Here is a 12,416-nt window from a genome sequence, read left to right as displayed (position 1 = left end):
AATACTTTAACTTTAACTTTAACTTTAACTTTACTTATTGCTAATGTTATTTTCTATATTAAGTGGACAGTCGATTTTATATATAAATTGCTATAAAAACAAACAACCCAGTTAGTTGTGGGGGATAAATAGACAATTTATCTTATGTTCAGATACTTAAGTCCTGGGATTGTATTGTTGCGTTATAAGCAAGTACTTCGGTATACTTCACATGAGCCCTATCTGGGTAAAAATAATAAATACATGGAGTTTAAATGTTAAGAAAATCTGCTATTGCACTTGCCATTTCATCTAGTTTTTTCCTTTCTGGTTGCCTAGAAGTTGAAGATAATAATGACGATATAGTAGCTGCTATTGAAAATAATACTGATGCTCAAGCTGAGCTAGAAAGTGTAACTTTAACTGGATCAGTTAAACACTTATTAACAGGTGAGTCTGTTAATAATGCCCAAGTATCAATTAAAATTGGTAATGACTGGAGCGAGCCTGTCGCTGCTTCAAACGGTTTATTTGAATTAAATGAGCTACCAAAAAACTCTGACTTTGTTCTGCTTGTCTCCAGTGCTGATGGTTCTTTTCAGGAGCGTGCTTTTTACGGTAAAACGAATTACGGTATAGCTCAATTGGGAAGTTTAGAAGTTTCAAGTGCTGAAACTGTGCAGTTTGAAGTACTGCTTAATGGTGAAAATACACCTGTAGCAGGGCTTGAATTTAGTTACAGTATTTCCACTGCATTTAATATGTACAATGAATTTTCGAATCGTAATGAACATTTTATTCGTTCTACCTATAATGCAGATACTGGTATGTACTCTATTGCTAAAGTAGCCGGTTTTACTGATCTGCTATTAATGGACCTTGATGTTGACAATGATGCTGTTGATGATTTTAGTTATAACAATCAGTCAGACAGTATTAGCCAAATTAATATAAGCGAGTTAACCAACGGAAATACTTTGTATGTTTCTAAAACAGCTGAAAACGCAAAGTTTGAAGTCCGTGTTTCAGTAATTAATGAACTTGGTAATACATTTGATAATTTGAACTTTGTTTCATTAAAAAATCTTACTAAAGGAACGCCAGCAACTTTCGATGCTGATAGTAAAGAGTATATTTTTGAATATAATGGTAGTTCAAAGATGAAACTACTTTTACCTAGTTTCGTAGATAGTTCAGGTAATCGCTATGATACAGGTGAAGTAAATCTTTATGCTACAAATGGTGGGGTGTCAGTTACTAACTCAAGCTTTAATAATTTAAATCGTTTTTATGAACTAGACGATGGTGTTTTATCACTAGTAATAAAGCCAAGAGTATCGTCGTTTTCCTCTAGGCCGCGAGTTGTTAGTGCCATAGCAGATGAAACATCTCAAAACTTCTATATGTTTATGGAAGCGCCTATTGAGTTAGTTGATAGTGCTGCGTCATTAATTAAGAAACGTCAAATAACGGTTGTTAAAGGTACTGATGATGAAAACGATTTTATTGCACAAGGCGTAACGCAAATTTCGTTTAATGACGTTTCTGTTCCTTTTACCTCATCGCTTAAATATAACGATACATTTGTTACTCTGTCACCAGCCGCTCCTCTTGTCGGCGGCCATTATGAGTATAACATTGAAAAAGTCAGTGTGAAGTCTACAGGTGAAGTCGTGAATATCTCAGCCGCAAGCTCATTTCGTATTGCAGATCAATCTCCTTTTGATATCAATCAATTGCGTTGGGATAATAATAACGGATTAACTGACGGCAAAACTATAGTACTTAAGAATACAGCTAATGAAGATGTTGGTTTTAAGCGTAAATCAAACAATGGTAGTCTTTACTTACCAGCATCAATAGCAACCTTAAGTCATTTTAAAGTTAATTTGCTAGGCTATACAGCCAATGGAAAAGTAAATCCTGCACTAATTGAGAGCACAATTGTATCTGATGGCAACATAAATATTAGCGAGATTAATACAGTTTCAGTTGCTGTTAATGAAACTATTTTAATTGATGACTACTCTGTTGATTTCTACACAAGCCTTCCTGATCGTCAGTGGTATAAGTTATCAAATAATACTTATCAAATAGAAAATCTTGATGACAATCAATTAAGCAGTAAAAATAATGTTACTTTTGGTTATGAGTATGCTGTAAAAGGCAGTTCTGAAATTGTTACAGGCAAAATTACCTTACCTGTGCTTTAAAGGTTAGCTGTTTCTACGGGGGGAGTTTTGTACTCTCTCCCTTTTTTATCTTCCTTAAAAGGGGGGTCTCACTGAGTTAATAATGTATTCGACAGATATATTTCCTGTTATTAGATATTGACTATTCTGGGGTCAGATAAACTCGTAAGTGTCATTAACAAAGAGTGCTATACGATGGACTTGTGTATTGATAATTAAGATGATCCCAAATTCAATTTTGAGGTTATATATTTAAATCGCCTAGAAGCTTGGTTTGTTGACAATATGGGTGTATGTTTTTTTGGTAGATAAACACGCTACAGGCCATTGCTTTTCGAGTATATAATATATACTAATACATATATTAAAACATTTTATTAACATTTAGTTGAATTTGATGCTATACCTTTTGTTCCCGCTTTGGGGTCTTTTTGATGTGAACAGAAGGAACAAAAGATGAAAAGTAAGATGATATATGTAGCTTTAGCAGGTGTTTTAGGTGTGTCGCCAGCGTTGTTTGCACAAGGCCATAAGCATAATGATTTTAACTTTACTGCACAGTCCATTGAGTCACTTAAGTTAACCTCCTTGGTGGCTGTGGACGATACTCAGTTTGTGTTCAATAATGACTTGTTGCGTGAAGATTGGGATAATTTCTTTGCACTGCATGCGCCTGTACTGGAAGATAAAAAAGAGCGTGTTTTGCACTGGGCAGGTTATACAAGTATCAACCCTAAAGTTATCTTAGCGTTGATTGAGCTGCAAAGTGGCTTACTTTCTGATCCTGACGCAGATATTAATAATGCTTTTGCAGGTTTATCGGACGAACACGGTTTTGATGCCCAGCTAGAAGATGTGGTAATGATGTTAAGTCAACGTTTTTATGCATATAAACAGTGGCAAGATAGCCAAGCCACCCCGGAAACATCAAAGTATACGGGCGAGGAAATCACCAATAGAGTCAATACCAACAGCAGTACTGCAGCGACAGTAGCATTGGTCAGTGTTCTTAAAAAACAAGTATTAAGCAAAGATAATGTTAATTACGCTAAGAGCGATCTAACCGGCTTTTTAGCGACGTTTGAGCTTCTATTCCCTGATAGTCGCGCTCAGTTACAAAGATCCTCTAAAAGTGCACTACAAAGTAGCAATCAGCAGTTTGCCGCGGCTAGTTTTTCAATGAACTTACCATGGTCATCAGGTTATTATTGGTACAGCGGTGGGGCTCACTCTAATACTGGCTCTGGTTATCCATATTCATCGCTTGATTTTAATGATGGCTCTGGTGGTTGGGGCGCAAATACACCATATGTTCAAGCGGCGCATGGCGGTACTATCACACGTTTTTCGTCATGTAATATCCGCGTAACGCATTCGAGTGGATATTCAACCAACTATTATCATATGTCTAATCTGCAGTATAGTAGCGGTGATTTTGTGCAGCCAGGTGCATGGCTCGGTCGTTATGCGAACAATTATAACCAAGCACTATGTGAAGGGGGACAATCATCAGGTCCTCACGTGCATTTTACTTTGTTGTATAACGGCCAGCAGGTGTCATTACATAATCAATATATTAGTGGTCATCGTATTGATGTCGGCAATAGCAACTACGATGACAATTGTAATCGTTTCTACTTTGAGCGTAATGGTTACCGTACTTGTGCATGGGACCGTTTATATCGTTAATATAATTGATTTTACGTAATAATATAGTTGACCGCCTTTAACATAGTTATGGGCGGTTTTTTAGCTGTTGCTAGGCTAGATGATTGAATTTTATCCTCACAGGACATATTAATAAGCTACACCTGTTGATAGGACCTCGTAATGGTAAATGGATTATTAATATTTGCGCTGATTGCGTTTGTAGTTGTTTATTGGCGTTGGCCGGTTATTCAAAACCGCTTGTGGCAAAAAAAGTATCAAGATTATCGTTTAGATGAAAAGCAAAAAACATTATTGTTACGGTATATGCCTATCTATCAAAAAATGACGGATGCTGATCGGGAAAAATTAGAGCGTCATATTGTCTGGTTTCTAAATGAAAAACGCTTTATTGGTTGTGATGGTTTAATTCTAAACGAGAGTATGAAGTTAATAATTGCTGCGGATGCATGTGTGTTGGTGCTTAATAAACCATGGCCACTTTATCAAAATGTGAAAGAAATTTTGCTGTACCCAAGTGCCTATTACGCGCCGCAGACATCTCGTGATAGTGCCGGATTAGTAAGCTATCATAATACTGTTCGTCAAGGCGAGTCATGGCCTGGAGGGACTTTAGTTCTAAGCTGGCACGATGTGCTTGAAGGGAATCGCTTACCCAGTGACGGACATAATTTAGTGTTTCATGAATTTGCTCACCAACTTGATCAAGAAACAGGTAAAACCACAGGCACGCCTATATTAGCTAAAGAGGCAGATTATAAACAGTGGGGGCGTGTTTTTAGCCGCGCTTATAATCAGTTAAAAACTCATGTTGCGTATAATATGCCGCATGTTATTCATAGTTATGGTGCAACTAATGAAGCCGAATTTTTTGCCGTGATCACCGAAACTTTTCTCGAAAAGCCCAGTGAGCTGCGCCATTATGATCCTGAAATATACAGTTTATTGGTCGGCTATTATCAGTTTGATCCAATAAAATGGCATTAACCGCCAAATAACGACGCTTTATCAGATATCGCTGGTAACTTGCTGCCGTTTTTGTTGCAATCATGTTTATAAGATGAAAACCGCAATAAAAATAAGCGAGAAGGCGATGAAACAAATGCTTCATACAGCAATGGCTGTAGCTGTGTCACTGGCGCTATATGGTCAGGCTCAGGCACAAGATAATGATGACAAAAAATGGCAAGTGGATGCGCCACAAGGGCAATTTGTTGATGCTAATATTAGTGTCTCTCAAGGCACTTGGATGAATATCGATGTCAGTCCTGATGGCAAAACCATTGTGTTTGATTTGCTGGGCGATATTTACACTATGCCGATGGCTGGTGGCACTGCCACTCAACTGACCTCTGATATCGCATGGCAAATGCAACCGCGTTTTAGTCCTGATGGTAAACATATTGCGTTTACCTCTGATCAAGGTGGCGGTGATAATATCTGGTTGATGGATTTAAACGGTGAAAATCAAACGGCGGTAACCGATGAAACGTTTCGCTTATTGAACAGCCCCGCATGGAGTCCCGACGGCGACTATATTGTTGCTCGTAAGCATTTTACAGCGAGCCGTTCATTAGGCGCAGGTGAAGTATGGCTTTATCATAAAGCGGGTGGCAAAGGTGTACAACTCACTAAACGTGAGAATGATCAAAAAGATTTAGGTGAGCCGATGTTCTCACCGGATGGCCGTTATGTGTACTTTTCACATGATGCCACACCGGGTAAAACCTTTCATTATTCAAAAGATTCGGTTGCTGGCATTTATAAAATCAAACGCTATGATCGCCAAACGGGTGAGATAGAAACGATTATTGATGGTATGGGCGGCGCGATCAGACCAACCCCGTCGCCAGACGGTAAAAAGCTTGCGTATATTAAACGAGATGATTTTCAAACTAGCCTCTACCTATATGACTTAACCAGCGGTAAGCATACTAAGCTATATGACAAGCTTGAACGTGATATGCAAGAGACTTGGGCTATTCATGGCGTGTATCCAACCATTGCATGGACACCAGATAATAACCAACTGGTATTTTGGGCTGGCGGTACTATTCATAAACTTGATGTGCAAGATGGCGATGTAGAAACCGTACCATTTGAAGTAAAAACCAGTAAAAAAATTCAACAAGCAGTGCGTTTTACACAAAATATTGATAGCGATGAATTTGCTGTAAAAATGTTGCGTAATGTACAGATTTCGCCGGATGGTGAAACAGCAATTTTTGAAGCGCTAGGACATATTTATAAACGCGATTTAGAGTCAGGAAAAATAAAGCGTTTAACTGAACAAAATGACCACTTTGAGTTGTTCCCGCAGTTTTCCCGTGATGGTAAAAAAATAGTCTATGTAACCTGGGATGATAACGAACAGGGGGCTGTTCGAGTTGTCTCTGCGCGCAGTGGTCGCGGTGATGATATTACCACAGAGCCAGGTAAATATGTTGAGCCAACATTTAGTCCTGATGGCAAAACGGTAGTGTACCGTAAAGCCTCAGGAGGCAGCATTTTAAACCCTGATTGGTCACTGCATCCGGGTATTTATGCAGTGAGTAGCAAAGGCGGGAAAGCTGAGTTAATTTCTAAAAGTGGTTATCAGCCGCAGTTTGCATCAGCTAATGATCGAGTTTTTGTGATGAGCCCATGGCCTAAGCCAACGCTAAGTGTGGTTGAACTTGATTCGAAAAAAATCACTAAGCTTTATGAGTCAGAGCATGCTACTGAGTTTAGAGTATCGCCTGATGGCAAGTACCTCGCTTTTGCTGAACGTTTTAAAGTGTTTGTTACGCCATTAGTGCAAAGTGGTAAAACCATTAATATTGGTCCTAAAGACAGCCAATTTCCGATTGAGCAGTTATCTGTTCGTGCCGGTGAGAATATCAGCTGGAGCGCCAGCAGCGATAAACTGTATTGGACGCTAGGCCCAGAGCTTTATCATGCAAGTTTGGCAGGTTTATTTGATATCAATAAAGCGGATGACGCTGACTTTAAAGTAAAAAGTGGCGATAACATTGGCTTTAGTAGCAAAATGGCTGAACCAAAAGGCATGATAGCTTTAACGGGCGCACGTATTATTACCATGAAAGGCGAGCAAGTCATTGAAAATGGTATACTATTAACCGATGGTAAACATATTAAAGCCGTTGGTACAGCTGTTGATATTAACATTCCAAAAGGCGCACAGGTAATTGATGTATCTGGCAAAACAATTATGCCAGGAATTGTTGATGCGCATGCGCATGGTTCACAAGGCAGCGATGAGATCATTCCTGAGCAAAATTGGAAAAACTTAGCGGGCCTATCGTTAGGCGTCACGACAATTCACGATCCATCAAACGATACAACAGAGATTTTTACAGCCAGCGAAATGCAAAAAGCGGGGACTATTGTAGGCCCACGTATTTTCTCAACCGGTACTATTTTATATGGTGCCAATATGCCAGGTTATACATCACACATTGATTCGTTAGATGATGCTAAATTTCACTTAGAGCGATTAAAGAAAGTTGGCGCGTTTAGTGTTAAATCATACAACCAACCACGACGTGAACAACGCCAACAAGTAATTGAAGCTGGCCGAGAGCTTGAAATGATGGTGGTGCCAGAAGGTGGTTCATTATTACAGCATAATTTAACGATGGTGGTTGATGGTCATACGGGCATTGAGCACTCAATTCCCGTGGCGAATATTTATGATGATATCAAGCAGCTTTGGTCACAAAGTGATGTAGGCTACACGCCAACACTTGGTGTGGCATATGGCGGCATCTGGGGAGAAAACTATTGGTATGATAAGACTGATGTGTGGAATCACCCGCGCTTAAGTAAATTTGTGCCAAAAAACCAATTATTACCACGTTCAATGCGCCGTGTTAAAGCACCCGATCACCACTATAATCACTTTAACAATGCACGGGTAGCAAAAGAGCTACAAGATTTAGGTGTTTTAGTGAATCTAGGTGCACATGGTCAGCGCGAAGGCCTTGCAGCGCACTGGGAGATTTGGATGTTTGCTCAAGGTGGTATGAGTCCACTGGAAGCTATTCGTGCGGCGACGCTTGATCCGGCCAAGTACATCGGCCTTGATCAGAATATCGGCTCATTGGAAGTCGGTAAACTTGCTGACCTAATGGTGATTGATGGTAATCCACTGACTAATATTCGTGATACAGATAAAGTTGATTATACGATGATCAACGGTCGGTTATTTGATGCCGCGACTATGAATGAAGTTGGCAAAAAAGCACGCGACAAATTGTACTTTGAAGATAAGTAATTATTAGTGTTATAACCAATCAAAAGCGGCTGAACAGCCGCTTTTTTTATATGCTACTTGCTATAAGTTGGCGTAATAATACTGGGTCTTGCAATAGTGTATTACTGGAGTGCGTCACTCTAGCCTGACAGATCATACCTTCTTTTAAGGTCATTAATAATTGTGCTAACTGTATGGTTTTTTCTAACTGACCTTTAAGTTGTTCTGTGTGTGAGAGTTTATCGAACAATAATTGTAAAACTGATTCTTTGTGTGCTTTGCAAAGCATCGCGATAGGGTGCTCGCTGTGTGGAAACTCCGCTGCGGTATTAATAAAAAAACAGCCATTAAAAGGTCCAAGCTCAGAGACTTTATTATCTATCCAAGCGGAGAGTGCGCTAAAAAGTGCATTAGCCACTTCGAAGGGGGTATTGCAGTTTTCTAATTGTTCATACAACCACTGATTAAAGCGCTGATCTCTGAGCTCTAAACACGCACAGATCAACTCATCTTTACTGACGAAATGATTATAAAGCGTTTTTTTTGCAACACCTGCTTCTTTAAGTATTTCATTAATGCCTACCGCATGGATCCCTCTTTGATAGAACGCACTGAGTGCGGTATTAATTATCTGGGTACGTTTATCCATGGTTGCTCCTAGTCAAAAAGTAAGCTTGACATAAGTAGACCGACTTGTCTATCATCTAAATGTAGACAAGTCGGTCTACCTCTAAAGGAAGTAATATTAATGAATGATGTATTTTACAAAGCCGTTATCGCGGGTATCTTTTCTGCACTGACACTTTCGGTATTAGCATATTTAGAAAGTTTAGGGAATTATGGTGTATGGCTTATGGCACCATTTGGCGCAACTGCGGTGCTGGTGTTTGGTGTACCAAAAAGCCCTTTAGCAAAAGCAAAAAATGTTATTGTAGGGCATTTCATCACTGCCGTGATAGGTTTGGCTTTTATTAGTTTTATAGGCGTGGATCCGATCAGTATTGCTATTGCGACTGGATTAGCTGTGACCGCAATGATGTTGACTAACACCATACATCCTGCAGCAGGGGCCAACCCTATTTTAATTATGGTCAGTGGTCAAAGTTGGGACTTTTTGATTATGCCAGTTCTTGTTGGTACCGTGTTTATTGTTATCTGTGGGTATATATCAGGGTGGTTGAATACAAAACTCGACGTTGTTGGCCATAAAAAAACCGCTTAAAAGCGGTTTTTTTATGCTACGAGTCTAAAGTTATTACACAACACCGCGAGGTAAGCGGCAATCGTGATCTTTTTTAGCTAGGTACACAATCCAAAACTCTTCGGCAGTGTAACCTTCTTCATTAGCTGTTGTTATAGTAAATGGTGCTTTTTTAACAGCTGCTTTAGCTGGCACTGCTGATTTAGTTTTAGTTTTCTTAGCAGGTGCTGCAGGTTGTGCAGACGTATCGCCTGAAGTTAGCTGCTCTGTTAATTCAGCAACTTCTGCAAGGCGCAAGTTTTTGCCGCCGTCGATGCTGTACCAACCAGGTTTGCTGGTGATTTCAGGTTTCTTACCATTGGCTGCTTGGTATGCTGCTTCAAAGGCATTTAATACTTCTGTTTTGTCTAGTTTGCTCATCAGAGGCCCTATACGTTGTAAACACAGATTGAGAATATTTATTTATACCTATTTTTGACTTACTTTTCAATTTTTTGCGATTTTCCTTCCATTTTAGCCCTATAAACGCCAAAATTTGCACAAAATTTAACGCTAATCTGGAATAAAAAAATGCAGCGCAGAGAATTTAACCAATTACTAAATACCATTTTAAGACCTGATTCTATTCAAGACTTTTGCCCAAATGGGCTACAAGTCGAAGGACGTGAACAGATAAAAAAAATTGTTACAGGTGTCACTGCCAGTCAAGCATTAATCGATGCTGCAATTGCGCATGGCGCAGACACAATATTAGTTCATCATGGTTATTTCTGGAAAGGTGAAGCGCAACCTATTACCGGTATGAAAAAGCGTCGCATAGCTGCGTTACTTAATCATGATATCAATTTATTTGCCTATCATTTACCTCTTGATGTGCATCCATCAATCGGTAATAACGCGCAATTAGCACAGCTACTTGATTTAGAAATACTCGATGGTTTGGAGCCTGTAGCAAATAGTGTCGCAGTCAAAGGGCGTTTAAAAATCCCAATGAGTGGTGAGCAATTTGCACAAAAAATATTAACAGTGCTTGCTCGTGAACCTTTAGTGAGTCTAGTACGTGATGAGCTAATTGAGACCATCGCTTGGTGTACTGGAGGTGGTCAAGGTTATATTGATTTGGCTGCTAGCCAGGGGATTGATGCCTATTTAACAGGCGAGGCTTCAGAGCAGACCATTCACAGTTCGCGTGAGCAAAAGATCGATTTTTTTGCCGCAGGCCATCACGCCACCGAACGCTATGGCATAAAAGCGCTCGGTGAGTTATTGGCTGAGCAACATGGTTTTGATGTAACCTTCATTGATATAGACAACCCAGTTTGAGTTGCCAGCTAATTCACTTTAAGTGAGTTAGACCTTAAAGCGCTTCTGGATCAATCCAGCGGCGCACACTTATCAAAAACATGCCTATTCTTTCATGCCAATCACGGGTCACCGCTAATAGCACATCAGCACTTGGAATATACTGTTTATGGGTAGGCCATTCGCTAAAGTCATGAAAGTCAGTGGCGGCTGGAATAACATCAACGCCTTGGCTATTAAATAGATCTTTTGCTCGTGCCATGTGACTTGCCGAAGTTACCAGTGCAACTTTAAAATCAACTAGAGCAGGTGCTAAAAGCCGTGCTTCATCGGCGGTATCCATAGCCGTAGGATTTTGTTTAATACGCTGCGCATCAATACCTAAACTTATCGCGGTTTGTTGCATCAAACTACTGTTGGTCACTTTATTGTAACCGCCACCTGAAACAATAAGTTGAGCTTGTGGGTACACATATGCTAAGCGCATAGCTTCGATTAGGCGGCTTTTAGCACAATTACCAAGTTGGCTATTGGCGTTAAGTTTTGGGTTAGGATTTATATCACAACCAAGTACCACTATTTTATCGAGTATCGGCTGTTTATTTGTATCAAAAACATACTTTAACTGTGAATTTGGAGCAATTATTTTTTGACCAATAAAAGGGGTACTGATCAGCAATAAACTGGTAATTGCGATTAAACCAATAAATATGCTGACTTTCTTGGTACGCAGTGCGATTAATAAGCAAACAAAGCACAGTAGAGCAAACAGAGGCAATGGCATTAGCATTGCACCGAGGATTTTTTTCAGTTCAAACATCACAGTAGCACACATAAAGGGGTTTTCTGTATGCTACTGGGTTAAACCTATTTTATCGACCGTTATTTAACTTACAGGTATTTAAAAAGTGGCGATACACTGGGTTATCTTTCATATTCTTTTTCATGGCTAAATACATTGGACGGGTTAATCCCAGCGCGCCTAATGGAATCGACTTAATGAGTCCTTGGCTTTCATATGGTGTTACTAACCAATCCGGTAATGCTGCAACCCCCATTCCGGCACTGACAAGCTGAAAAATGAGCAAGCCCTGATCTACGGTTTTCAAGGTGCCATCAAAACGTGCATTTTGAATAAAATGTTTGAAGATATCCTGACGCTCTCGTGGAATAGGGTATGAAATAATCGTCTCGTTTTTCAAATCAAGCGCCGTTACATAGGCTTTTTTCGCTAGTTCATGATCTGGGGCAACAATTAATTTAAGCTTAAAATCAAATAAATGTGCGTATTCAAGTTTATCTGGTTCACGAATGTCTGAAGTGAGTACTAAATCTAATTCATCACTGAGCAGCTCAGGAATAGCGTCATAACTAAAGCCGCGCTCATAATCAACTTTGATATCAGGCCAAAAGTTATTGAATTCTTTAATTGTTGGTAATAACCAATGAAAACAAGCATGGCATTCAACACTGAGTCGTAATTGTGAAATTGGTTGATTAAGACTTTCTTTTAAACGGCATTTGGTTGCTTCAACACGCGGGAGTACTTCGCTGGCAAGTTCAAGTAATAGCATACCTTGTGGGGTAAAGCGCACCGGTTGAGTTTTACGTTCAAATAGTTGGCAATCAAGCTTGTTTTCTAAATCTTTGATTTGATGAGATAAAGCGGATTGAGTCAAAAATAATTCGCGCGCAGTATTTACCAAAGAACCGGTTTCTTTCAAGGTTGCGATGGTCTTTAAGTGTTTTACATCAATCATCTTTAATAATTCTCATGGTAAAGGTGAGTTTAACTCAGATTACAGCCATAATACGCCTT

Annotated in this window: 10 protein-coding genes; 6 read left to right on the top strand and 4 right to left on the bottom strand. The window is 39.5% G+C overall.

Translation table 11 applies throughout. From position 1 onward, the window contains the following. Positions 1 to 254: 254 nt before the first annotated feature. The 4 genes from H5201_RS14885 to H5201_RS14870 all read left to right on the top strand — a co-directional run bounded on the left by H5201_RS14885 (position 255) and on the right by H5201_RS14870 (position 8,115). Positions 255 to 2,192, top strand: coding sequence for a hypothetical protein (locus H5201_RS14885; RefSeq protein ID WP_182784996.1), 1,938 nt, complete (start codon positions 255 to 257; stop codon positions 2,190 to 2,192). A gap of 435 nt (positions 2,193 to 2,627) precedes the next feature. Next, positions 2,628 to 3,860, top strand: coding sequence for a M23 family metallopeptidase (locus H5201_RS14880; RefSeq protein ID WP_182784995.1), 1,233 nt, complete (start codon positions 2,628 to 2,630; stop codon positions 3,858 to 3,860). Between the two features lie 141 nt (positions 3,861 to 4,001). Further along, a complete protein-coding gene (locus H5201_RS14875) occupies positions 4,002 to 4,826 on the top strand; it encodes a M90 family metallopeptidase (protein WP_149982835.1) in 825 nt (274 codons plus the stop codon). 106 nt (positions 4,827 to 4,932) lie between these two features. Further along, on the top strand, positions 4,933 to 8,115 hold the full coding sequence (locus tag H5201_RS14870) for an amidohydrolase family protein (protein ID WP_182784994.1): 3,183 nt from the start codon (positions 4,933 to 4,935) through the stop codon (positions 8,113 to 8,115). A gap of 46 nt (positions 8,116 to 8,161) precedes the next feature. On the opposite strand, the gene H5201_RS14865 is transcribed toward H5201_RS14870, so the two are convergent. Further along, positions 8,162 to 8,743: a TetR/AcrR family transcriptional regulator gene (locus H5201_RS14865; RefSeq protein WP_182739944.1), complete on the bottom strand. Its 582-nt coding sequence runs from the start codon at positions 8,741 to 8,743 to the stop codon at positions 8,162 to 8,164. 99 nt (positions 8,744 to 8,842) lie between these two features. Between H5201_RS14865 and H5201_RS14860 the strand changes: the two genes are divergently transcribed. After that, positions 8,843 to 9,316 carry an HPP family protein gene (locus tag H5201_RS14860; RefSeq protein WP_182784992.1) on the top strand — a complete coding sequence of 158 codons (474 nt, stop codon included), beginning with the start codon at positions 8,843 to 8,845 and terminating at the stop codon, positions 9,314 to 9,316. A 33-nt stretch (positions 9,317 to 9,349) separates the two neighbouring features. Here H5201_RS14860 and H5201_RS14855 read toward each other — a convergent pair whose 3' ends face one another. Then, complete coding sequence (locus tag H5201_RS14855; protein ID WP_182739946.1) at positions 9,350 to 9,715, bottom strand: hypothetical protein; 366 nt, start codon at positions 9,713 to 9,715, stop codon at positions 9,350 to 9,352. Positions 9,716 to 9,865: 150 nt separating this feature from the next. Between H5201_RS14855 and H5201_RS14850 the strand changes: the two genes are divergently transcribed. Beyond that, positions 9,866 to 10,618, top strand: coding sequence for a Nif3-like dinuclear metal center hexameric protein (locus tag H5201_RS14850; protein ID WP_182718427.1), 753 nt, complete (start codon positions 9,866 to 9,868; stop codon positions 10,616 to 10,618). Between the two features lie 34 nt (positions 10,619 to 10,652). Here H5201_RS14850 and H5201_RS14845 read toward each other — a convergent pair whose 3' ends face one another. Both H5201_RS14845 and H5201_RS14840 read right to left on the bottom strand, forming a co-directional pair. After that, on the bottom strand, positions 10,653 to 11,417 hold the full coding sequence (locus H5201_RS14845) for an ElyC/SanA/YdcF family protein (protein WP_182784997.1): 765 nt from the start codon (positions 11,415 to 11,417) through the stop codon (positions 10,653 to 10,655). Between the two features lie 52 nt (positions 11,418 to 11,469). Then, complete coding sequence (locus H5201_RS14840; RefSeq protein WP_182718425.1) at positions 11,470 to 12,357, bottom strand: LysR family transcriptional regulator; 888 nt, start codon at positions 12,355 to 12,357, stop codon at positions 11,470 to 11,472. Positions 12,358 to 12,416: the final 59 nt, after the last annotated feature.

It is taken from the genome of Pseudoalteromonas sp. SG43-6 (assembly GCF_014164365.1).
Classification (GTDB): domain Bacteria; phylum Pseudomonadota; class Gammaproteobacteria; order Enterobacterales; family Alteromonadaceae; genus Pseudoalteromonas; species Pseudoalteromonas rhizosphaerae.
This window is presented reverse-complemented; position numbering and strand designations above follow the sequence as displayed.